Source organism: Janthinobacterium kochi (assembly GCF_051380715.1).
In the GTDB taxonomy this organism is placed as follows: domain Bacteria; phylum Pseudomonadota; class Gammaproteobacteria; order Burkholderiales; family Burkholderiaceae_D; genus Janthinobacterium.
Genome location: NZ_JBNYXO010000003.1, coordinates 357,392 through 379,860, shown reverse-complemented (window position 1 = coordinate 379,860; position 22,469 = coordinate 357,392). Strand labels below are relative to the sequence as shown.

The window sequence follows — 22,469 nt, the reverse complement described above, 5'->3', positions numbered from 1 at the left end:
TCCTTGCAGCATAGAAAAGATATTTGAAAATAGCAAAAAATGGCGTGCACCAGACAGCGCCCGCGCCGCCGCCCTGCCCGCTCAGCCCTTCGCCGACTTGCCGCTGGCACGGCGCCGGCGCGCCTCCTTCGGGTCCGCCTGCAAGGGGCGGTACACTTCCACCCGGTCATGCTCATGCAATACGGTATCGAGCGGCTTCCTCTTGCCATAGATGCCCACCATATGGATGGCAAGGTCGATGCCGGGGATGGCTTGCAGCAAGCCGCTCTGCGCCACAGCCTGTTCGATGGTGGTACCTGCAGGCACGCGCAAGGCGCGCAGGAAGGTGCTGTCCGGCAGCGCGTGGCAAACCTGCACCGTGATATCCGCTTCAGCCATACACCGTCTCCGCGCGCTTGCAGAAGGAATCGACCATGCTGTTGGCGATCATGCCGAAGACGGGACCGATAATCTGTTCGAGCACGCGGCTGGAAAACTCGTAGTGCAGGTCCAGTTCGATCTTGCACGCATCTTCGCGCAGAGCCTTGAAGGTCCACACCCCGTCTAGGGTCTTGAAAGGACCGTCCACCAGCTTCATTTTGATGGAAGTCGGCGGCACGTTCTCGTTGGACGTGGTGAAGCTTTGGCGCACGCCGTGGTAATGTATGCCCACGCTGGCGACAACCGTGTTCTCGCCGCGCTCGCGAACCTCGACAGCACCGCACCAGGGCAGGAATTTGGGATAATCCTCCACCGCCGCCACCAGCGCGAACATTTGTTCGGCGCTATAGCCGAGAAAAACTGATTTATGTACTACTGCCATTGAAGAACCATTTGCTATGATGTTGGATATAGTGATTTTATCGCGCTTGCGCGAGACAGTAGTTTAACCGACCCGCGCACATTTACCATCTCATGACCATAGCAGACAACAGAAAAGCCTTCCACGACTACTTTATCGAGGATCGCTACGAAGCGGGCATCGTGCTGGAAGGCTGGGAAGTCAAAGCCATCCGCGACGCTCGCGTACAAATCAAGGAAGCCTACGTTGTCGTCCGCGGCGACGAACTCTTCCTGTTCGGCGCGCATATCAGCGCCCTGCCGACCGCCTCCACCCATATCCATCCGGAAGCCGTACGCACGCGCAAGCTGCTGCTGCACCGTACGGAAATGGATAAGCTGATCGGCAAGGTGGAGCGCTCCGGCTATACGCTGGTGCCGCTCAACCTGCACTACAAGGGAGGCCGCGTGAAATGCGAAATCGGCTTGGCCAAGGGCAAGAAGCAGCACGACAAGCGAGCCGCAGAGCGCGACCGCGATGGCGCGCGCGAAGTCCAGGCGGCAATGAAGTCGCACCGCCGCTGATCCTCCATTACGCGCAGGGTGCTGCGTCCACATCCACAAACCCGGCTATATGCCGGGTTTTATTTTGCCACTATCTGCGGCAAGCGGAAAAAAGCTCGGCGCGACGGGATGAAAACAGGGAAAGCAAGAGATACGGCGGGAATAAGACGAGTATTAGGGAAAATACCGTGGAGATAAGCGATGTGAATCAGCTTTGCCTGTCTGGCCAAAGACGATAAATCAGGAAAGTTCCGGATGCTTGCATGCTGCCTTGTACTACACCTGTACCACTCCACAGGACAAGCATCCGAATGAACGGTTTTTTAAACCTTCAGGATTACACCTTCAGCAGATCGCGCGACTTGCCCGAATCGGTCCACTCTTTGACCCATTTCGGTTGACGGCCACGGCCAGTCCATTGCTGCGTCGCATCGTCCGGATTGCGATAACGCACTGCGACCGTGCCCGTTTTAGCGCGAATCCCTGTACCAACCAGGTCTTTTACCGAAACGCCGACGCTCTGGGCAATGGCCAGGATTTGCTCGCGCGCTTTGGACATATCATCCTGTTCGCGTTTCTTCATTTGCTTCTTGATGTCGTCCTGCAAGGTGCGCAGTTCGGACAGGGATAAGCTCGACAGATCCATGATATTTCCTTGTGTGAGTTGAAAAATATAACTGAACAGTTAAATTCTATCCAATTGTAACGCGACTGAGGTGATTTTTCTTAAGATTTGATTGTTTTTTACAATTCTTTTACCAAAAAACCTGTTTCCCTGGCTTTCAAGCACTGCAAGCCTCCAATCAAGGGGAGCGGGCATCACGCGTGGACCGTCTACGCAAGCGCCGCTGCTTTGTGCGGCTGCGATTCAATACAGCGCCATCGGCAGTATTTATTTTGCAGTACTTTTTGTTTCATTGCAATTTATAGTAATTATAAATTGCAATTCAAAATATACACGGGTCCAATACTATCGCCAATCGCGTATCGCCGGCAAATGCCACCCGGGATCCTGCGCGGAAGATGTTACGCCAAACAAAGAAATAAGCGCCGCATGACAGCACATAATCCCGAAAGTGCGCATAGCATAGCATGAAGAAAATATTTTCAACGTAATTCATTCAGCCGCCGATACTCTCGCCCTGTCTCCAGCAGATAATCGGAACGGCGCAAATGCAAACTGCCCGCTATGCAGCGGGCAGTATTGACGAGACCTTGCTACGGGCTTGCTATTCACCCAGCCAGTCAGGTAATCAGGGCATCGCCACGCTGCCTTTCGGCTTCTGCGTTTTCACCACCTGCATCGCCGTGGCGATCAAACCACTCATATCACCCAGATTGGCCGGCACGATAATCGAATTATTCGTTTTCGCCAATTGCGCGAACGCGCCCACATACTGCTCGGCTACCTTCAGGTTGACGGCATCTTCACCGCCCGGCTCGCGGATGGCGGCGCCCACCTGGCGCAGCGCTTCGGCACTGGCTTGCGCCAGCGCAACGATGGCCGTAGCCTGGCCTTCGGCACGGTTGATCGATGCCTGCTTCTCGCCTTCCGAACGGGCAATCGCCGCTTCCCGCTCGCCAGTGGCGATATTGATCTGCTCCTGCTTGCGCCCCTCCGATGCAGCAATCAGGGCGCGCTTCTCGCGCTCGGCCGTAATCTGCGCCTGCATCGCATGCAAAATTTCCTTCGGCGGCGTCAAATCCTTGATTTCATAACGCAATACCTTGACACCCCAATTCGCCGCCGATTCATCGATGGCATTCACGATGGCCGTATTAATATGGTCGCGTTCTTCAAATGTCTTGTCGAGTTCCATTTTACCGATCACCGAACGCAAGGTCGTCTGCGCCAGTTGCGTAATGGCGGCAATATAATTCGACGAACCATACGAAGCACGCATGGCATCGGTAATCTGGAAATACAGAATGCCATCGACCTGTAATTGCGTATTGTCACGCGTAATGCACACCTGCGGCGGCACGTCGAGTGGAATTTCCTTGAGCACGTGCTTGTAAGCGATGCGGTCAACGAAAGGCACAACGATATTCAGGCCAGGACCCAATACCGCATGGAACTTGCCCAGGCGCTCCACCACCCAGGCATGCTGCTGCGGCACCACATTGACCGTCTTGAAGACAAATACCAATGCCAGCAATAACAAGATCAGCGACATGCTTCCGATGCTTACTTCCATAATTTATTCTCCAGGTTATCCAACAATCAAACGGCTGCCACGCACGGCACGTATGGTGTAATGGCCAGCTTGCGCGTCGCTGCCGGGAATCAGTTCCACATCCCACAAGGCGCCGCGATACATGACGCGCGCCGTGCCATCGACCCAATGCGCTACCGCCACGCTTTGACCGATATCGAGATTGACATTCGGGTCTTGCGCCGCATCGCGCCGCGCCGCCTTGCCAAAACGGCTGCGCCGCAATAACAGCGTGGCCGCCACGCCGACAATGGCGGCCGTCACGGCCTGCCAGCTACCATTGCCGCCCGCCAGCGCCACCAGCCCTCCGGCACTGATACCGATGGCGATCATCAGCAAATAAAACGTACCCGTAAACAGTTCCAGGATCAATACCGCGCCAGCTGCCACGAACCAGCCTATCCATTCAGCCATGATGCCTCCACCCTTGCGATTCCAAAAATAAAAAACCCCGCAGCCTATATAAGCGACGGGGTTTAATGCGCAGTGCTGCCTGATATTCTTCTTGCCAAACACCTATATGCAAGCAGTCTAACGCAATTCCTGATGGCGTCAATAGCCGGGGGCGAATTAGCGCCGCCGGTCCGGCATTTATTCTTCCAGCAGACTGCGCAGCATCCACGCCGTCTTTTCATGCAAATCGAGGCGCTGCGTGATCAGGTCGGCCGTCGGCTGGTCATTGGCTTTTTCCAGCAGCGGGAACAAACGACGCGCCGTGCGCGCAGTCGCTTCCTGCGCCGATACCAGGTGGCTGACCATGTCCAGCGCCGGCGGCACGCCGTCGATTTCCTTGATCGAGGCCAGCTTGACGAATTCCTTGTAAGTGCCCGGCGCCGGATAGCCGAGGGCGCGGATGCGCTCGGCGATCAGGTCCAGCGCACCCCACTGCTCCGTATATTGGGTCATGAACATCAGGTGCAGGGTGTTGAACATCGGCCCCTTGACGTTCCAATGAAAATTATGGGTCATCAGGTACAAGGTGTAGCTGTCGGCCAGCAGGCCGGACAGGCCTTCCGCGATCTTCGCGCGGTCCGCTTCGGAAATGCCGATGTCGATCTTTGCCACTTTGCTCGGTTTCTTGCTTGCCATGAGAACTCCCGTTTCAATGTATTGGTGGAATCATTTTAGCTGATCTGGCGCAAGCCCATCAAATACTGCCGTGCGCCGCATGGCGGGCGTAAAAAAACCCGCTGCCAGGTGAGCGGCAGCGGGTTTTCAGAGGGCAGATGCTTACGCTTTCAGCGCAGCGAGCTTTTGCCAGGTGTCGATCACCGAGTCGGGATTGAGGGACATCGATTCGATGCCCTGCTCCATCAGCCAGACGGCGAAGTCCGGATGGTCGGAAGGACCCTGGCCGCAGATGCCGATGTACTTGCCGCGTGCCAGGCAAGCCTTGATGGCCAGCGACAGCAGGGCTTTCACGGCGGGATCGCGCTCGTCGAAGTCGGCCGCCAGCAATTCCATGCCGGAATCGCGGTCCAGGCCCAGGGTCAGCTGGGTCAGGTCGTTCGAACCGATCGAGAAACCATCGAAATGGTCGAGGAACTGGTCGGCCAGGATGGCGTTCGACGGCACTTCGCACATCATGATGACGCGCAGGTCGTTCTCGCCGCGCTTCAAGCCGTTTTTCGCCAGCAGGTCGATGACTTTCTCGGCCTGGCCCAGGGTGCGCACGAATGGCACCATGATTTCCACGTTCGTCAGGCCCATGTCATTGCGCACGCGCTTCATCGCTTCGCATTCCATGTTGAACGCTTCGGAGAAGTCGGCCGACAGGTAGCGCGCCGCGCCGCGGAAGCCCAGCATCGGGTTTTCCTCGTCAGGCTCGTAGCGCGAACCGCCGATCAGCTTCTTGTACTCGTTCGACTTGAAGTCGGACAGGCGCACGATGACTTTTTTCGGCCAGAACGCGGCAGCGATGGTGGCGATGCCTTCGGCCAGCTTGTCGATGTAAAACGCTTTTGGCGAAGCGTGACCGCGCGCCACCGATTCCACGGCCTTTTTCAGGTCGGCATCGATGTTCGGGTATTCCAGGATCGCGCGCGGATGCACACCAATATTGTTATTGATGATGAATTCCAGGCGCGCCAGGCCCACGCCGGCATTCGGCACGGACTGGAAGTCGAACGCCAGCTGCGGATTGCCCACGTTGAGCATGATCTTGGTGTCGAGCTTCGGCAATTCGCCGCGCGACACTTCCGACACTTCCGTTTCCAGCAAGCCATCGTAGATCTTGCCTTCGTCGCCTTCGGAGCACACCACGGTGACAAAGGTGCCGTCTTTCAGCACGTCGGTGGCGTTGCCGCAGCCGACGACGGCAGGCACGCCAAGTTCACGCGCAATAATTGCTGCATGGCAAGTACGACCGCCGCGGTTGGTGACGATGGCCGAAGCGCGCTTCATGACCGGTTCCCAGTTCGGGTCCGTCATGTCGGCAACGAGCACGTCGCCTGGCTGCACGCGTTCCATGTCGGCCGGGTCGTGAATCACGCGCACGGGGCCGGCGCCGATCTTCTGGCCGATGGCGCGGCCGGACGTCAGCACGGTGCCCGTGCTTTTCAGCTTGAAGCGTTCCTGCACGTCGGTCGCCTTTTGCTGCGACTTGACGGTTTCAGGACGCGCTTGCAGGATGTACAGCTTGCCGTCGCGGCCATCCTTGCCCCACTCGATGTCCATAGCACGGCCGTAGTGGTTCTCGATGATGACGGCGTATTTGGCCAATTCCACCACTTCGCTGTCGTTCAGCGAGTAGCGATTGCGCATTTCGACGGGCACGTCGACGGTTTTCACGGAACGGCCGGCTTTCGCTTCGTTCGTAAATTCCATTTTCAGCAGTTTCGAGCCGATATTGCGGCGGATCACAGGCGACTTGCCTTTTTCCAGCATCGGCTTGTGCACATAGAATTCGTCGGGATTGACGGCGCCCTGCACCACGGTTTCGCCCAGACCATAGCTGGAGGTGACGAAGACCACGTCCTTGAAGCCCGATTCGGTATCGATGGTAAACATCACGCCGGCCGCGCCCAGGTCGGAACGCACCATGCGCTGCACGCCGGCCGACAAGGCCACTTCAGCGTGCGTAAAACCCTTGTGCACGCGGTACGAGATGGCGCGGTCGTTGTACAGCGATGCGAACACCTGTTTCATGGCGTCGAGCACGTTGTCGATGCCGACCACGTTGAGGAAGGTTTCTTGCTGACCAGCAAAAGACGCGTCCGGCAAGTCTTCCGCCGTGGCCGAGGAACGCACGGCAAACGACATTTCGGTATCGGAATCGGCTACCAATTTGGCGTAGAACTGGTCGATTTCGGCGGCCAGGCGTGGCTGGAATGGCGTTTCCACGATCCATTGACGGATCTCGGCACCGGCTTGCGCCAGCGAGCGCACGTCATCGATGTTTAGGCCTTCGAGGCGCTGGGCGATGCGTTCGGCCAGCGGCAAGCCGCCATTGGCGCTATACGACAGGAAATCGCGGAATGCCTGCGCCGTGGTGGCAAAGCCACCGGGCACGCGCACGCCGGCTTCCGCCAGTTGGCTGATCATTTCGCCCAGGGAGGCGTTCTTGCCGCCGACGGATTCAACATCCGTCATGCGCAAATGCTCGAACGAGGCAACATACACCGCGTCCTTGTCTTCCTGCTGTTGCGATACTGCGTTGGTCATAATGACACCCTTACTGATGATAGAAATCTTTACGCGCGGCGCACAGACAGTCTTCTTGTTATTCTTGGCGTCGTGCAGCACAATCATACCGTTGCAGCCATTTTACCTTGTGCGGCGCAAATTGACGACGCACAATCTTGATCCGAAAACCCATGACACAAGATCCACGCCCCCATCTGCCCTCCGCGGCCCGCACCGTCTTCTTCGTTTCCGACGGCACCGGCATCACCGCCGAGACCTTCGGCCACTCGGTGCTGACGCAGTTCGATCTGCGTTTCCGCCAGATCCGCCTGCCCTTCATCGATACCATGGACAAGGCCTACGAGGCGGCGCGCAAGATCAACGAAGCCTTCGCTGCCGATGGCCAGCGCCCGATCATTTTCTCCACCCTGGTGAAGAACGACCTGTCGGCCGTGATCCGCAAGTCCAGCGGCATGCACATGGACCTGATCCAGACCTTTGTCGCCCCGCTGGAGCAGGAACTGGGCGTGATGTCGACCCACACCATCGGACGCTCGCACAATATCGTCGACAGCGAGGAGTACAAGAACCGCATCGAAGCGATCAACTATTCGCTGGCGCACGACGACGGCCAGTCGCACAAGAACCTGTCCTCGGCCGATGTCATTCTGGTGGGTGTTTCGCGCTCTGGCAAGACCCCGACCAGCCTGTATCTGGCCATGCAATACGGCATCAAGGCGGCCAACTATCCGCTGATTCCCGACGATTTCGAGCGCGACAAGCTGCCTTCCGCCCTGCTGGAATTTAAGAATAAAATTTTCGGATTAAGCATTACGCCCGAACGTTTGTCGGAAATACGCAACGAAAGACGCGCTGGAAGCAAGTATGCGGCCATCGAAAATTGCCGGTACGAGGTCAACGAGGCGGAAAAAATGATGAAACGCGAAGGTATCCGCTGGCTCTCCTCGACCACCAAGTCGATCGAAGAGATCTCCACGACGATCCTGCAAGAGATCAAACCTAACCGCCGCGATTACTAGAACACCTGACCAGACCTGCTGCGCGTCCGCTCGCTACGGTTTTGTCAGGCGTTCGCGTCGCAGGAATTCGCCTCGCTGGACAGCACTGTCAATGCCGCCACCAGCTGATCCAGTTCGCTGGTCTGCGTCGTGATGGCCACCGTGGCGCGCACGATATCGGTGTCGCCGATATTGCGTTCCACCGTGAAGATGTTAAAGCGCTGCAGCAAGGCCTGTTGCAGCGTGCGCGCGCTCATGCCGTTGACGGCAAACGCCACCAGCGCCGTGCCGCGCACCGCGTCCTGCGGCGACAGCAAGCGTACGCCTGGCAGTTGCGCGGCGCGGCTGACCCAGTAATTGCGCAGCCAAGCCAGACGTTCGTTCTTGGCTGGCGTGCCGCCCAGACGTTCATGAAAGTCGAGCGCAGCAGGCGCGGCCAGGATGGCGCCGATCGGCGGCATGCCCATGTGCAGGCGGCTGCGGATATCGTCCAGCGGATAATCATCGTCGCCAAAATGCGGCTCGATCTTGTGCAGTTGGGATGCGCGGATATACACGACACCCAGTCCCGCCGGCGCCCCCAGCCATTTGTGCAGATTGAAACCGGCGAAATCAACACCCATGGCCTGCACGTCCACGTCGACCTGCCCCAGCGCATGGGCGCTGTCGAGCAGCACATCGATGCCGTGGTCGCGCGCCAGCGCCATGATGTCCTTCAGCGGCAGTTGCTGGCCATTGGCCGGCGTCACCTGCGACAGCAGCAGCAATTTGGGCTTGACGGCCTGGCGCATGGCTTGCGCGTAACTGGCGATGATCTCGTCATCGCTGATGGGCAAGCTCAGTTTGACTTGCGTGCTGGTGACGCCACGGCGCTGCGCCAGCCAGCGCATGGCCGTGCGCGTGGCCGGATAATCGAGATTACTCCACAACACGGTATCGCCGGGCGCCAGGCCGTGGTATTGCGTGATCAGCACCTGCATAGCCTCGGTGCCGCTGCGCGTGAGCAGGATCTCGTGCGGCTGCGCATGGATCAGCGTAGCGACGCGCTGGCGCAGGATATCCACATGCGTGCGCGTGAACTCGCCGCGCACGAACGGACTCAGCTGTTCATTCGTGTAGCGCACGGCCTGTTCGAAGGCCGCTTGCACGGGCGCGGCCATGGCGCCGAAATAGCCGTGTTCGAGATTGACGATGGCGTCCGGCGGCGCAGGATAAAACGCGGCCACCTGGCGCCACCAGGCTTCGTCACGCGTGGCGCCGTCGGCGAGCGGAGGGAAAGACATGGCTACCCGGTTCAGGACTGGCCCTGGCGCAGCTGCTCGAAGAAGCAGACGGCGGCGCAGGCGGCCACGTTCAGCGATTCGATCTGGCCCAGGTGGGGAATGACCACCTGGTGCGTCGCCATCGAAAGCAGGTCGCCGGCCACGCCCTGCCCTTCATGGCCAAACAGCCAGGCAACGGGCTGGCGCAGGTCGACATCGTACAATCGCTGCGTGGCGTAGCCGCTGGTGGCGAGGGTGGCCACCTTGGCGCCGGCAACCAGCGCGGCCAGGTCGACGTTCTCAAAGATGTCGAGCACGAAGTGCGCGCCCATGGCCGCGCGCAGCACCTTAGGCGACCAGCAAAAGGCCGTGCCGGCGCTGCAGTACACCTGCGTGATGCCGGCGGCGGCCGCACTGCGCAGGATGGAGCCCACGTTGCCCGGGTCTTGCAGGTTATCGAGCAGCACGGCCGACACGCTCAGCGGTGCGGTGACGGCCCGTTCCGGCGTCTCGACGAGGAACATCACGCCCACGCCGTGTTCGACCTGGCTCACGGCGTTATACAGCGCATCGGGCAAGCCCAGAACGTGTGCGCGCTGGCTTTCCAACTGGCCGACGATGTCCGCCACTTCCGGGTTCTGCAAGGCGCTTTCGCTGACGATGCACTGCTCCGGCATGCCGCGCAGTGCCAGGAAAGACTGGCACAGGTGCACGCCGTCGAGCAAGGTACGGCCCGACTTGCGGCGCGCCTGCGAACTGCCCGCCAGTTTCAGCAGCTCCTTGTATTGCGCATTGTCGCGCGAGCTAATCGTCTTCATGCCACCACCTCCTGCGCGCCGAACAGGGCGATCACATTGCGCACTGGTGCGAACGAACGGCGGTGCACGGGCGAGGCGCCGTGCAGATGCAAGCGCTCCAGGTGCAGCTTGGTGCCGTAGCCCTTGTGCTGGTCGAAGCAGTACTCGGGATAAGCCGCATGCAGGTGCACCAGGGCTGCGTCGCGCGCCGTTTTGGCCAGGATCGAGGCGGCGGAAATCGAATCGACCTTGTCGTCGCCGCCGATGATGGCCATGCCGCGTATCGGCATCACGGGGCAGCGGTTGCCGTCGATCAGGGCCAGGGTCGGCACGGTGGCCAAAGCCTCGACGGCGCGGCGCATGGCCAGCATCGACGCCTGCAAAATGTTCAGGCGGTCGATTTCCTCTTCCGACGCTTCGGCGATGGCCCAGGCCAGGGCCTTGGCCTTGATCTGCGGCGCCAGCAGGTCGCGCCTGGCCTCGGTGAGTTTTTTTGAGTCGCGCAAGCCGTCGATCGGCTGGTGAGGGTCGAGGATCACGGCAGCGGCGAACACGGGGCCGGCCAGCGGACCGCGTCCTGCCTCGTCGACGCCGCAGATGATTTCATCGAGCGAGAATGGCAAGTCGTCAAACAGGCCGGGATAGATATTTTTCACGTTGAATCTTTGGTTGGTACTGCGGTTGAAGCGGTGATCGGGGCTTACTTGCGGTTGGCGGCAATGACTTGCATGACGGCGTTGGCGCTCTCGCGCGCGCTGTCGCGCAGCAGGCTGTGGTGCATGTCCGTGAAGCGCTGCACCAGGCGCAGGCGCCCCGGCACGTCGCTCAGCTGCTGCCACATGGCCTCGGCCAGGGCCTCGGGACTGGCCGCGTTTTGCAGCAACTCGGGCACCAGGTAGTCGCGCGCCAGGATGTTCGGCAGGCCGATCCACGGCTGGTAGCCCATGTGGCGCATGATTTCCCACGAGGCGCGCATCATCTTGTATGCGATGACCATGGGCTTCTTGTACAGCGCCACTTCCAGCGACGCCGTGCCGGATGCCACCAATACCGCATCGGCAGCGCAGATGGCCGTGTGCGAACCGCCATCAGTGAGCAAAATCTCGACGTCCTGCAAGCCTGCTTCGCGGATCAGCTGCAGGAAGTACTGGCGCTGCTTCTCGCCGGCCATGGGCGCGACAAAACGCAGCGAGCGGTCGCGCGCCAGCAGCAATTTGCAGGCGGCCACGAAGGCCACCGCATTGTATTTGAGTTCACCCATGCGGCTGCCCGGCATCAGGGTCACGACATTCGCGTCTTGCGGCAAGCCCAGATTGCGGCGCGCGGCCGCTTCGTCGGGCTGCAGGGGAATCATTTCAGCCAGCGGATGGCCGACATAGGTGACGGGCACGCCCGCCTTGCGGTAGATCTCTTCCTCGAACGGGAAGATCACCAGCATGTGCGAGACGGCCTTGATGATTTTCTTGATGCGTCCACCGCGCCAGGCCCAGATCTGCGGCCCGATGTAGTGCACGGTGGGGATGCCGCCCGCCTTCAGTTGCTGCTCCAGCCCCAGGTTGAAGCCGGGATAATCGGCGCCGATGAAGACGGCGGGCCGCTCCGCCAGTAGCTGGTCGCGCAGCGCGTTCTGGATGCCCTTGATTTCGCGGTAGCGGGGAATGATCTCGAACAGGCCGCGCACGGTCAGCTTGTCGAGCGGCCAGTCGGAAACGAAACCCTGCTGGGCCATGTGCTCGCCGCCGATGCCGTGGAATCGCGCGCCGGGCAGCTGCGGCACCAGGCCGGACAGCAGCCGGCTGGCCAGCAGGTCGCCCGACACCTCGCCGGCGACGATGGCGACATTGGCGACCGGCAGGCCGCTGGCCTGATCAGCGGACGATGCCACGCGACGCCACGCCCAAAAATTCGCGCATGGCGCGAATGTGTTGCGCCACCTCGGGCGACGACGCCGCTTCTTCTTCGAACAGGGCTGCCTTGGCTTCTTCCAGGGTCAGTCCCGAGCGATAGATGAGTTTATACGCGATGCGGATGCCGTTGATCTGCTCGCGCGTAAAGCCGCGGCGTTTCAAGCCCTCGATATTGACGCCATGCGCCTGCGCCGGATTGCCATTCAACAGAACAAAAGGCGGCACGTCCTGCGTCAGGCTGGTACTCATGCCGACAAAGGCGTGCGCGCCGATCTTGCAGAACTGGTGCACATTGGCGAAACCGCTCATGATGACCCAGTCGCCGATCTCTACATGGCCCGCCAGCTGGGCATTATTCGAAAAAATCGTGTTGTTGCCCACCTGGCAGTCGTGCGCCAGGTGCACATACGCCGAGATCCAGTTGTCATTGCCCAGGCGCGTCACGCCGCCGCCTTGCACGGTGCCCGTGTTGAAGGTACAGAATTCGCGGATGGTGTTGCGGTCGCCGATTTCCAGGCGCGTCGCCTCGCCCGCCCATTTTTTATCCTGCGGCTGCGCGCCGATGGAGGAAAACTGGAACAGGTGATTGTCGCTGCCGATCGTCGTGTGGCCGTCGATGACCACGTGCGGGCCGACCCTGGTGCCAGCACCGATGCGCACGTGCGGACCGATGATGGTGTACGGACCCACCTCGACCGAGCTGTCGAGCTCAGCCTTCGGGTCGATCACTGCCGTCGAGTGGATGGCCGCCATCACTGCCCCGCTGGCTGGCTCGCAGACTGGCTTGCATCCTGCGCGCTGCGGATGGTGCACATCAGTTCCGCTTCCAGCGCCAACTTGCCGTCGACCGTACCGACAGCCTTGTATTTCCAGATGCCGCGCGAGACGCGCAGGATTTCCACATCCATCTTTAGCTGGTCGCCTGGTTCGACAGGACGCTTGAAGCGCGCATTGTCGATGCCGACAAAGTACACCACCGAATTTTCGTCGGGCTTGACGCCCATCGACAGGAACGACAGCAAGGCCGCCGTCTGCGCCAGCGCTTCGATCATCAGCACGCCGGGCATGACCGGCTTGTGCGGGAAATGGCCCTGGAAGAACTCTTCGTTGACCGTCACGTTCTTGATGGCGGTGATGGTTTTGTTCGCTTCCCAGTCCAGCACGCGGTCAACCAGCAGCAGCGGGTAGCGGTGCGGCAGCAGCGATTTGATGGCGAGGATGTCGAGGGTCTTTTTTTCAGTAGTCATTTTTCGTCTTGCGTGGTCAGTGTTTTAATTGTTTTTTCAAGCGCGCGGATCTTCTCGCGCATGCTTGACAGGTTGCGCACGATGGCGGCGCTCTTTTCCCAGTCGGCGTTCTTGGCCAGCGGATAAAAACCCGTGTACTGGCCTGCTTCGAGAATCGAACGCGAGACCATGCTGCCCGAGCCCACGTGGACGCGGTCGGCAATGGTCAGGTGGCCCAGCACCATGGCGGCGCCGCCAAAGGTGCAATACTTGCCGATGATGGCGCTGCCGGCCACGCCGACGCAGCCGGCCATGGCCGTATGCGCGCCGATGTGGCAGTTGTGGCCAATCTGGATCTGGTTATCGAGCTTGACGCCATCTTCGATGATGGTGTCGGCCAGTGCGCCACGGTCGATGGTGGTGTTGGCGCCGATATCGACATCGTCACCGATCACCACCCTGCCCGTCTGCGGAATCTTGATATACACGCCGCCTTCATTGGCGAAGCCGAATCCATCGGTGCCGATCACGGCGCCCGAATGAATGATGCCGCGCTGGCCGATCACGCAGCGCGCGTGGAAGGTCACGTTGGCGAGCAATTGCGTGCCCGCGCCGATGACGGCGTCGCGGCCCACCACGCAGCCAGGGCCGATGACGCAGCCGGCGCCAATGACGGCGCCCGCTTCGATCACCGCATGCACGCCGACAGAGGCGCTGGCATCGACCTGCGCGCTGGCGTCGACAAAGGCGCCCGGATGAATGCCGATTGGTGCCTTGATCTCGTGCAGGGCGGCGAAATACTGCGCCGCGCGCGCGAAATAGACATAGGGATTCGGAGTGACGATGCGCGCACCGGCATACTCGGCACCGATCAGCGCATAGTCAGCCGGCGTAAGGATCAGCGCGGCAGCGCCGCTCTGCGCCGCCTGTGCGCGGAATTTGCTATTACTGAGAAAACTGATGTGCGAAGCGCCGGCATCGGCCAGCGGTGCGATCCCTGTGACTTCCAGGTTGGGATCGCCCGCCAACTGTCCACCGAAGCGTTCGACCAAATCTCCTAGTCGAGTGCCCATCGATATACCCTTATAAAAACGCCTGACTATGCCTACTGCGCGGCGCGATTTGCAGTCTCCGATGCTCACTGTGCTTTAGCACAGCTCCGCTTCTCAACCACAACTCACCTCCGCTCGCTACGGCACTGTCAGGCGTAAAACTATTACAGTTACTTGTCCAGCGCCTTCAAGACCTTGTCGGTAATGTCGATGCGCGGGCTGGCCCACAGGGCTTCCTGCAGCACAATGTCATATCCTTCGATATGCGCCATCTGCTGGATGATGGTGTTGGCTTTTTCCGCGATGGCGCTGCGCTCTTCGTTCGTGCGCTGGCTCAAGTCTTCGCGAAATTCGCGCTGGCGGCGTTGCAGCTCCTTGTCCAGCTCGAAAAACTCGCGCTGGCGCTTGGCGCGCTCGGCCTCGCTCAGGGTGGGCATGTCCTTTTCCAGGGCTTCGTTGGCCACCTTGAAGCGGCTGCCCAGTTCCTGCACGGCTTTTTCGCGCGAGCGGAACTCTTCGGCCAGCTTGGCGCTGGCCGCTTTGGCCAGCCTCGATTCGTTATAGATACGTTCGCTGCTGATCCAGGCGATCTTCGACTCCTGAGCCTGCGCCTGCACCGGCAACAGCGAACTCCAGCACAATGCGATCACGGCAAGGGACTTGGGCAGGGTAGCGGATGCGGTGTTCATGATACTCCATGGTCAAAAGGTAAAAGCTGTCGCCCCGGTTCAGATGGCCGGTCAGAAACCGGTGCCCATCTGGAACTGGAAGCGCTCCAGGCGGTCCGTCGGCTTGGCGTTCAACGGCTTGGCATAGCTCAGCTTGAGCGGGCCCACCGGTGAAATCCAGCTGATCCCCAAGCCAGCAGAATAGCGCAATTGCGAAATACGCATTTTTTCGCCTTCCTGGTAGACCTGGCCGCCGTCAAGGAAACCGAACCAGCGCAAGCTGCGGTCATTGCCCGAACCGGGGAATGGCATCTGCAACTCGGCGTTACCGATCAGGCGCGAAGCGCCGCCCAAGGCATCGTTGGTGCTCGGTTCGACCGCGCCCAGCGAGGAACTCAGGTAGCCGCGCACGGAACCGATGCCGCCGCCGTAGAAGTTCTTGAAGACCGGATACACGTGCTTGCCGATGCCATGGCCGTAATCGATCTCGCCCTTCAGCGCCAGGGTGACTTTGCTGAACAGGGGACGGAAATACTGGTGCTCATAAATGGCACGGAAGTATTTCTGGTCGCCGATCACGTCAGCCTCCAGGTTGACGCGCTGGTAGCGGCCGATCGATGGCGTCAGGGCGCTGTCGCGGCTGTCGCGTTGCCATGCCGCCGTCAGCGGAATGGAGTTCGTGGTGGCCGAACCGATACCGTCCGACGGGCCGCCATTGTCGACCACATACTGCTTGAAGCGGACCGGGCTGGTGAGGTCGGTTTCGATGCGCGAGCGCTCGGCGCCGATGCCGAAGAAGACGGTGTCGACTTCCGAGAATGGCACGCCGAAACTGACGCGGCCACCGGTTTGCTTGATCTTGTAGCTGCCAATGTTCAGCGCCGGCGGTTCCGTCGTACGCAGGTAAACTTCAAAGCTGCGCGAAATGCCATCGTCCGTAAAGTACGGATTGGTTTGCGAAAACGCAATCGTGCGACTGTAATGACTGGTATTGAGCTCGATGCCGACCGTGTTGCCGCTACCGGCGAAGTTGGCCTGCGAAATCGATGCCGACAGGGTGAACTTCTCCGATTGCGAGAAGGCGCCACCGATCAGGAAGTTGCCCGTTGGTTTTTCCACCACCGTCACGTTGACGTCGACCTGGTCGGTCGTGCCCTGCGCTTCCGGCGTGTCGATGGTCACGTCCTTGAAGTAACCCAGGCGGTCGACGCGGTCGCGCGACAGCTTGATCTTGTTGCTGTCATACCAGGACGATTCGAACTGGCGGAATTCGCGGCGGATGACTTCATCGCGCGTGGTGGTGTTGCCGGCGATATTCATGTGGCGCACGTACACGCGCTTGCCCGGATCGATGAAGAAAGTAAAACCCACTTCATGCTTTTCACGGTTGATTTCCGGGTTGGCGTTGACGTTGGCGAAGGCATAGCCAAACGTGGCCAGGCGGTCCTGGATGCGTTTATTCGTGGCCGTCAGGCGCGCGCCAGAGTAAATCTCGCCTTCGCGCATCAGGTTCAGGGCCTTCAGCTCTTCTTCGCGGCCGAACATCTCGCCTTCGAACTTGGTGCCGGCGATCTTGTACTTTTCACCTTCGGTGATATTGATCGTCAGGTAGATGTCTTTTTTATCGGGCGTGATCGACACTTGCGTGGAATCGACCTGCATCTCGATATAGCCGCGGTCCAGGTAGTAGGACTTGAGCGACTCGATGTCGCCCGTCAGCTTGGTCTTCGAATACTGATCGGCCTTGGTGTACCAGCTGAACCAGCCGCCCGTGTTCAGGGCCAGCTGTTCGCGCAGTTCCTTGTCGCTGAAGGCCTTGTTGCCGACGATGTTGATCTGCTTGATGCGGGCCACGTCACCCTCGTCGACGGCGAACACCACGTTGACGCGGTTACGCTCGATCGGCGTGACGGTGGTGGTGATCTTCACGCCGTACAGGCCATGCGACAGGTACTGGCGCTTGAGTTCCTGTTCCGCGCGGTCAACGGATGCCTTGTCGAAAATCTTGGCTTCACCCACGCCGATTTCCTTCAATGCCTTGACCAGCACATCTTTCTCAAATTCCTTGGTGCCCGTGAATGTCACCGCGGCGATGGCCGGGCGTTCCTCGACCAGCACCACCAGCACGTCGCCATCGACTTCCAGGCGCACATCCTTGAAAAAACCCGTCGCGTACAGGGCTTTGATGGCGGCGATACTCTTCTCGTCGGAGAACGTTTCGCCGACGCGCACTGGCAGGTAGCTGAAAACAGTACCCGCTTCAGTACGCTGGATCCCTTCGACCCGGATATCCTTGACAGTAAATGGCTGGACGGCCAGCGCATGGCCGGCACACAAGGCCATGACGGCGGCGCCGATCAGGCTGCGACGAAAGGAAGGCAAGGCAAAACGAGCAGAATGTAATTTCATTGGGGTTATTCAATGGGTAAATCAATGGACAACATACACAAAAGATTGCTTGTGCGACTCACGCAATGGCATCAACCACCGCCCTAATTCAGCAATCGCAACACGTCATTAAAGACGGCAAGCACCATCAAGGTCAGCAACAAACCGATCCCCAGGCGCTGGGCAATCTCGCCTACGCGCTCCGGCAAGGGGCGTCCGGTCAAAACTTCCAGCGAATAATACAGCAAATGCCCGCCATCCAGAACAGGAATGGGTAGCAAATTCATCACGCCCAGACTGATACTGATGAAGGCGATGAAGCTAAGGTAGCTTACCAGGCCGATGCGCGCCGTCTGGCCCGCGTAATCGGCGATGGTAATGGGCCCCGTCACATTCTTCAGCGAAACCTGACCGGTGATCATTTTACCCAGCATTTTCAGGCTCATGACGCTGGTATCCCAGACCTTGGCGGACGCCTTTCCCACAGCAGAGAACGGTCCGGAGGCCACGGTGATCATATCCGGCACCTGCCCAAGCTTTGCCTGGATCTTACCAACTGTTACAGCTCCCTCGGTCCCGGCGCCCGGCACGGCGTCCGGCGTAATGGGCAAGGTCAGGTCCTGGCCCTGGCGCAACAGTTGCAACTGCAAGGTCCGGCCAGGCGCCTGACTCAGGGTGGCGATGACCGCCGCCACATCGTGCACGGGCTGCTCGTCAATGGCCAGAATCTGGTCGTTTTTCTGCAGGCCGGCGCGCGCGGCGGCGCCGCCAGGCATGATTTCCATCAGGGTGGGCGCGGAACGGGCCAGGGTCAAGCCCAGCTTGCCCAGCACGTCGCCTTCCAGGTCCGTTTCCGTCAGGCTCGCTGTCGGCAAGGTCGCTTCCTGCTGGCCACGGTCGGGACGGCGCACTTCGATGCGTGCCGGCTGCTTGTCGAGGGTGGCCTGGATCAGTTCCCAGCGCAACTCGGACCAGCTGGCCACGGTTTTGCCATTCACCGTTTCAACCGTATCGCCGCTGCGCAAGCCAGCCGCATAGGCGGCCGTCTGCTCGGCCACGGGACCGAGCTTGCTCGACGGCTCTTCGATGCCATGCATGAACAGACCCGCGTACAGCACGATGGCGACGAGGAAATTGGCCAGCGGGCCGGCGGCTACGATGGCGATGCGGCGCCACACGCTCTGGCGCGTGAATTCACGGCGCAATTCGCTTTCCGGCAAGTCGCTGAGGTCTTGCGCGCGGCTGTCGAGCATGCTGACATAGCCGCCCAGCGGCAGCGCGGAAATCGCCCATTCCGTCTGGTCCTTGCCAAACTTGCGCGAATACACCACTTTTCCCATGCCGATCGAGAAACGCAGCACTTTCACGCCGCACCAGCGCGCCACCAGATAGTGGCCCAGCTCGTGCAAGGTAATCAGTGAACCGAGCGCGACAATAAAGGCCAGCAAGGTGGTAATGAGCGTCATGCGGCCAGCCTTTGGGCGATATACGCGTGTGCGGCCACTCTGGCCAGGCGGTCCTGCTCCATCACGGCCTCGATGCTGGAGGCGGCGCCATGCGGCACCGTCTCGATCACATGCGCGATGACGCGGTCGATCTGGCGGAAGCCGATCTGCTCATCGAGGAAGGCTTGCACGGCCACTTCATTGGCCGCGTTCAGCAGGGCCGGCGCCGTGCCGCCCGCGCGCAAGGCGTCGAACGCCAGCGCCAGGCAGGGGAAACGGCGGAAATCGGGACGTTCAAACTGCAGGGTGGCCACTTGCGCCAAATCGAGCTGCGCCACGCCGGAAGCGATACGCTGCGGATAGGCCAGCGCATGCGCGATCGGCGTGCGCATGTCCGGATTGCCCAGCTGGGCCAGCACGGAACCGTCGACATACGACACCATCGAATGGATCACGCTTTGCGGATGGATCAGCACTTCGATCTGCTCGGCCGGCGCGCCGAACAGCCAGTGCGCCTCGATCACTTCCAGACCCTTGTTCATCATGGTGGCCGAATCGACGGAAATCTTGCGTCCCATGGCCCAGGTCGGATGCTTGCACGCCTGATCCGGCGTGACCGCGTCGAGCGTCTCGACGTCGCGCGTGAGGAAAGGGCCGCCGGAAGCCGTCAGCACGATTTTTGCCACGCCCGCGGCGCCTGGCGCGCGGCCATGCGCGTGCGGCAGGCATTGGAAGATGGCGTTGTGTTCGCTGTCGATGGGCAGCAGCACGGCGCCGTTATCGTGCACGGCATCGATGAACAGCTGGCCGGACATGACCAGCGCTTCTTTATTTGCCAGCAATACTTTCTTGCCAGCACGCGCCGCCGCCAGGGTGGGCGCCAGGCCGGCCGCGCCGACGATGGCAGCCATCACGCCCGTCACTTGCGGCGCGCTGGCGATGGCGCACAGGGCTTCCACGCCGTACTCGATTTGCGTATCGACGCCCTGCCCGCGCAGCAGGCGCGTCAGTTCAAGGGCGGCATCCGCCGTGCCGACGACGGCGCGCTGCGGACGGAATTGCAGGCACTGCGCGGCCAGTTCGGCCACGCGGCTATGCGCGCTCAGCGCATACACGCTGTATTGCTCGGGATGACGCGCGAGCACGTCCAGGGTGGACACGCCGATCGAGCCGGTCGCGCCGAGGATGGTGATGTATTGCATGGGTTTCCTTAAAGCCAGCTGGCCACGAGGGCGGCAAATGGCAGGACCGGGATCAGCGCGTCGATACGGTCGAGTACGCCGCCATGGCCAGGCAGCAGCTTGCTGCTGTCCTTGATGCCGGCGCGGCGCTTCAATTGCGATTCGAACAGGTCGCCGACGATGCTGGCGGCGACGATCAGCAGCAGCACCAGCAAGGCCACCATCCAGCCGCGGCGCAATTGCAGCTGCACGGCGAAGGTATCTTGCAGCACCGGCAGCGATGGCGCGGCAACGATGGTGATGGCGGCGATGAGCAGCACGGCGATCCCGCCGCCGATGGCGCCTTCCCAGGATTTCCCAGGAGAAATACTTGGCGCCAGCTTGCGCTTGCCGAAAGCCTTGCCCGAGAAATACGCACCGATATCGGCGATCCACACGAGAGCCATGACGGACAGCAGGTACAAGGGGCTATGCAGGAACAAGGCGATCATGGCGACGAAGCAGCCGACGATGGTCACCGGGTACACCAGGCTGAGCAGGGTATTGCCCAGGCCTTCGGTGGGCGGCAAGCCCGTCGCCAGCGAGGGCACGAAACGGATCAGCCAGATGGCCACGCACAGGGCAAACCAGAAATTGAGCTGCGCCATGCCGTTACCGACAAAAAACGTATACGCGAAGGCGGCAGTCCAGACGGCAGCAATCAAGAGCGCCTGGCGATTTTTAAAAATGCGGAAACTTTCCCAGACGGCGGCGCCAAAGAACGCCGTGGCGATCACGGCGAAGGCGGGGAAATAATTCAGATACAGAACCGGCAGCAAGACCGCCAAGAGGACCAGGGCGGTGATTATCCGTGTTTTCAGCATCAGTTTGTCTTTTCAGTTAATTGCGCGCTGGTGCGGCCAAAGCGCCGCTCGCGCTGCTGGTAAGACGCGATTGCCGCGTCGAGGCACTCGTCATTGAAGTCGGGCCAGAAAGTCTCGGTAAAAAACAGCTCAGTGTACGCCAGTTGCCACAGCAGGAAATTGGAAATGCGCTGCTCGCCGCCCGTGCGGATGAACAGATCAGGCTCCGGCGCATAGGCCATGGCCAGGTGCGGCGCCAGTTGTTCTTCCGTGTAAGCCTGTCCGGCAGGCTGGCCGTTGGCGGCAGCCTCGAGCGTCATTTTGTTGACTGCCTGCATGATGTCCCAGCGGCCGCCGTAATTGGCGCAAATCGTCACCGTCAGACGCGTGTTGCGCGCCGTCTTGCGTTCCGCATTGGCGATCAGGGTTTGCAGCTGCTCATTGAAGCGCGACAGGTCGCCCACCACCTTCAGGCGGATGTCGTTGGCATGCATCTTGACCACTTCGCGTTCCAGCATGGTGACGAACAGGCGCATCAGCATCGACACCTCTTCTTCCGGGCGGCGCCAGTTTTCCGAGCTGAAGGCAAACAGGGTCAGGTATTCGACGCCCCGTTCGAGGCAGGTCTCGACGACACCGCGCACGGCGTCAGCGCCCTTGACGTGGCCAGCCACGCGCGGCAGGAAGCGTTTGGTTGCCCAGCGGCCATTGCCATCCATAATGATTGCCACATGGCGCGGCACCGTGCCCACCTCAGGTACTGCCGTTGTCGAACTCGAATAGATCATGAAAACACGAATACCAAAAATAAAAGATAACTATTATGCGCCAAATAGCACTGCCCGGAAAAGCCATGCTTTCCCGGGCAGCGTCAAAAGGACTGAAAACTAGACCGTCAGCACTTCTTTTTCTTTGTCGACCACCATTTTGTCGATGTCGGCAATAAACTTGTCCGTCAGCTTCTGCACTTCTTCCGACGAGCGGCGCTCATCGTCCTCGGAGCAGGCTTTTTCCTTGACCAGTTTCTTCAGCGACTCGTTCGCATCGCGGCGAATGTTACGCACGGCAATCTTCGCGTCTTCCGCTTCGGTCTTGACCAGCTTGACCATTTCCTTGCGACGCTCTTCCGTCAGCGGCGGCGTCGGGACGCGGATCAGGTCGCCCTGCGCCGATGGATTCAAGCCCAGGTCGGCGTCGCGGATGGCTTTTTCGATGGTGTTGGCCATCTTTTTTTCGTACGGCTGCACACCGATGGTGCGCGCGTCGATCAGGGTCACGTTGGCGACCTGGGTCAGCGCCGTCGGCGAACCGTAGTAATCGACCATCACGTGGTCCAGGATACCCGTATGGGCGCGACCGGTACGCACTTTGGCCAGATCGGCCCGCAGTGTTTCCAGCGACTTCGTCATGCGTTCCTGGGTGTTCTTTTTAACGTCTGCTAAGGACATTACTGTACTCCTTGTCTTGATAATAATGAATATTCTATTGCGCTTGCGGGTTGAATGCTACCGCAGCCGGG

At 60.2% G+C, this 22,469-nt stretch carries 23 protein-coding genes; 2 read left to right on the top strand and 21 right to left on the bottom strand.

Going from position 1 to position 22,469, the window contains the following annotated elements:
* Window positions 1-81 precede the first annotated feature (81 nt).
* The gene (locus ACQ4WL_RS09390; protein ID WP_436509460.1) at window positions 82-378 is read right to left on the bottom strand and encodes an RnfH family protein; all 297 of its coding nucleotides are present in this window, start codon (window positions 376-378) and stop codon (window positions 82-84) included.
* Window positions 371-802, bottom strand: a complete 432-nt coding sequence (locus ACQ4WL_RS09385; RefSeq protein ID WP_071077738.1) for a type II toxin-antitoxin system RatA family toxin — start codon at window positions 800-802, stop codon at window positions 371-373. The genes ACQ4WL_RS09390 and ACQ4WL_RS09385 overlap by 8 nt, the downstream gene beginning before the upstream one ends.
* 92 nt (window positions 803-894) lie before the next feature.
* On the opposite strand from ACQ4WL_RS09385, the gene smpB reads away from it, so the two are divergent.
* Window positions 895-1,344: an SsrA-binding protein SmpB gene (smpB, locus tag ACQ4WL_RS09380; RefSeq protein WP_034752217.1), complete on the top strand. Its 450-nt coding sequence runs from the start codon at window positions 895-897 to the stop codon at window positions 1,342-1,344.
* Window positions 1,345-1,660: 316 nt separating this feature from the next.
* On the opposite strand, the gene ACQ4WL_RS09375 is transcribed toward smpB, so the two are convergent.
* The 5 genes from ACQ4WL_RS09375 to ppsA form a co-directional block, all read right to left on the bottom strand.
* The gene (locus ACQ4WL_RS09375) at window positions 1,661-1,969 is read right to left on the bottom strand and encodes an H-NS histone family protein (protein ID WP_102122137.1); all 309 of its coding nucleotides are present in this window, start codon (window positions 1,967-1,969) and stop codon (window positions 1,661-1,663) included.
* Window positions 1,970-2,576: 607 nt separating this feature from the next.
* Window positions 2,577-3,521, bottom strand: coding sequence for an SPFH domain-containing protein (locus ACQ4WL_RS09370; protein ID WP_436509459.1), 945 nt, complete (start codon window positions 3,519-3,521; stop codon window positions 2,577-2,579).
* 15 nt (window positions 3,522-3,536) lie between these two features.
* On the bottom strand, window positions 3,537-3,953 hold the full coding sequence (locus tag ACQ4WL_RS09365; protein WP_436509458.1) for an NfeD family protein: 417 nt from the start codon (window positions 3,951-3,953) through the stop codon (window positions 3,537-3,539).
* Between the two features lie 177 nt (window positions 3,954-4,130).
* Window positions 4,131-4,628 carry a Dps family protein gene (locus tag ACQ4WL_RS09360; RefSeq protein ID WP_426072865.1) on the bottom strand — a complete coding sequence of 166 codons (498 nt, stop codon included), beginning with the start codon at window positions 4,626-4,628 and terminating at the stop codon, window positions 4,131-4,133.
* A 141-nt stretch (window positions 4,629-4,769) separates the two neighbouring features.
* A complete protein-coding gene (gene ppsA, locus ACQ4WL_RS09355; RefSeq protein WP_101484488.1) occupies window positions 4,770-7,202 on the bottom strand; it encodes a phosphoenolpyruvate synthase in 2,433 nt (810 codons plus the stop codon).
* Window positions 7,203-7,354: 152 nt separating this feature from the next.
* Here ppsA and ppsR point away from each other — a divergent pair, with 152 nt between their 5' ends.
* Window positions 7,355-8,203: a posphoenolpyruvate synthetase regulatory kinase/phosphorylase PpsR gene (gene ppsR / locus ACQ4WL_RS09350; protein ID WP_436509457.1), complete on the top strand. Its 849-nt coding sequence runs from the start codon at window positions 7,355-7,357 to the stop codon at window positions 8,201-8,203.
* Window positions 8,204-8,247: 44 nt separating this feature from the next.
* Here ppsR and ACQ4WL_RS09345 read toward each other — a convergent pair whose 3' ends face one another.
* The 14 genes from ACQ4WL_RS09345 to frr form a co-directional block, all read right to left on the bottom strand.
* Entirely contained in the window at window positions 8,248-9,465 is a 1,218-nt protein-coding gene (locus ACQ4WL_RS09345; RefSeq protein ID WP_436509456.1) for an aminotransferase class V-fold PLP-dependent enzyme, read from the bottom strand.
* 11 nt (window positions 9,466-9,476) lie between these two features.
* Complete coding sequence (locus ACQ4WL_RS09340; protein ID WP_436509455.1) at window positions 9,477-10,262, bottom strand: TrmH family RNA methyltransferase; 786 nt, start codon at window positions 10,260-10,262, stop codon at window positions 9,477-9,479.
* Complete coding sequence (gene rnhB / locus ACQ4WL_RS09335; protein ID WP_436509454.1) at window positions 10,259-10,897, bottom strand: ribonuclease HII; 639 nt, start codon at window positions 10,895-10,897, stop codon at window positions 10,259-10,261. The genes ACQ4WL_RS09340 and rnhB overlap by 4 nt, the downstream gene beginning before the upstream one ends.
* 44 nt (window positions 10,898-10,941) lie before the next feature.
* The gene (lpxB, locus tag ACQ4WL_RS09330; protein WP_436509453.1) at window positions 10,942-12,126 is read right to left on the bottom strand and encodes a lipid-A-disaccharide synthase; all 1,185 of its coding nucleotides are present in this window, start codon (window positions 12,124-12,126) and stop codon (window positions 10,942-10,944) included.
* On the bottom strand, window positions 12,110-12,901 hold the full coding sequence (gene lpxA / locus ACQ4WL_RS09325) for an acyl-ACP--UDP-N-acetylglucosamine O-acyltransferase (RefSeq protein WP_436509452.1): 792 nt from the start codon (window positions 12,899-12,901) through the stop codon (window positions 12,110-12,112). Before lpxA ends, lpxB begins: the two co-directional genes overlap by 17 nt.
* Window positions 12,901-13,395 (bottom strand): 3-hydroxyacyl-ACP dehydratase FabZ, encoded by a 495-nt coding sequence (gene fabZ / locus ACQ4WL_RS09320; protein ID WP_436509451.1) that lies wholly within the window; start codon window positions 13,393-13,395, stop codon window positions 12,901-12,903. Before fabZ ends, lpxA begins: the two co-directional genes overlap by 1 nt.
* The gene (gene lpxD / locus ACQ4WL_RS09315; protein WP_436509450.1) at window positions 13,392-14,447 is read right to left on the bottom strand and encodes a UDP-3-O-(3-hydroxymyristoyl)glucosamine N-acyltransferase; all 1,056 of its coding nucleotides are present in this window, start codon (window positions 14,445-14,447) and stop codon (window positions 13,392-13,394) included. The genes fabZ and lpxD overlap by 4 nt, the downstream gene beginning before the upstream one ends.
* A 149-nt stretch (window positions 14,448-14,596) precedes the next feature.
* The gene (locus tag ACQ4WL_RS09310; RefSeq protein ID WP_071077751.1) at window positions 14,597-15,115 is read right to left on the bottom strand and encodes an OmpH/Skp family outer membrane protein; all 519 of its coding nucleotides are present in this window, start codon (window positions 15,113-15,115) and stop codon (window positions 14,597-14,599) included.
* A 51-nt stretch (window positions 15,116-15,166) separates the two neighbouring features.
* Window positions 15,167-17,503 carry an outer membrane protein assembly factor BamA gene (gene bamA / locus ACQ4WL_RS09305; RefSeq protein WP_436509449.1) on the bottom strand — a complete coding sequence of 779 codons (2,337 nt, stop codon included), beginning with the start codon at window positions 17,501-17,503 and terminating at the stop codon, window positions 15,167-15,169.
* A gap of 83 nt (window positions 17,504-17,586) precedes the next feature.
* The gene (gene rseP, locus ACQ4WL_RS09300) at window positions 17,587-18,948 is read right to left on the bottom strand and encodes an RIP metalloprotease RseP (protein ID WP_436509448.1); all 1,362 of its coding nucleotides are present in this window, start codon (window positions 18,946-18,948) and stop codon (window positions 17,587-17,589) included.
* Entirely contained in the window at window positions 18,945-20,129 is a 1,185-nt protein-coding gene (ispC, locus tag ACQ4WL_RS09295; RefSeq protein ID WP_436509447.1) for a 1-deoxy-D-xylulose-5-phosphate reductoisomerase, read from the bottom strand. Before ispC ends, rseP begins: the two co-directional genes overlap by 4 nt.
* A gap of 8 nt (window positions 20,130-20,137) precedes the next feature.
* The gene (locus ACQ4WL_RS09290) at window positions 20,138-20,971 is read right to left on the bottom strand and encodes a phosphatidate cytidylyltransferase (RefSeq protein WP_436509446.1); all 834 of its coding nucleotides are present in this window, start codon (window positions 20,969-20,971) and stop codon (window positions 20,138-20,140) included.
* Complete coding sequence (gene uppS, locus ACQ4WL_RS09285; protein ID WP_436509445.1) at window positions 20,971-21,738, bottom strand: polyprenyl diphosphate synthase; 768 nt, start codon at window positions 21,736-21,738, stop codon at window positions 20,971-20,973. The genes ACQ4WL_RS09290 and uppS overlap by 1 nt, the downstream gene beginning before the upstream one ends.
* 99 nt (window positions 21,739-21,837) lie before the next feature.
* Window positions 21,838-22,398, bottom strand: a complete 561-nt coding sequence (gene frr, locus ACQ4WL_RS09280; protein WP_102122155.1) for a ribosome recycling factor — start codon at window positions 22,396-22,398, stop codon at window positions 21,838-21,840.
* Window positions 22,399-22,469 lie beyond the last annotated feature (71 nt).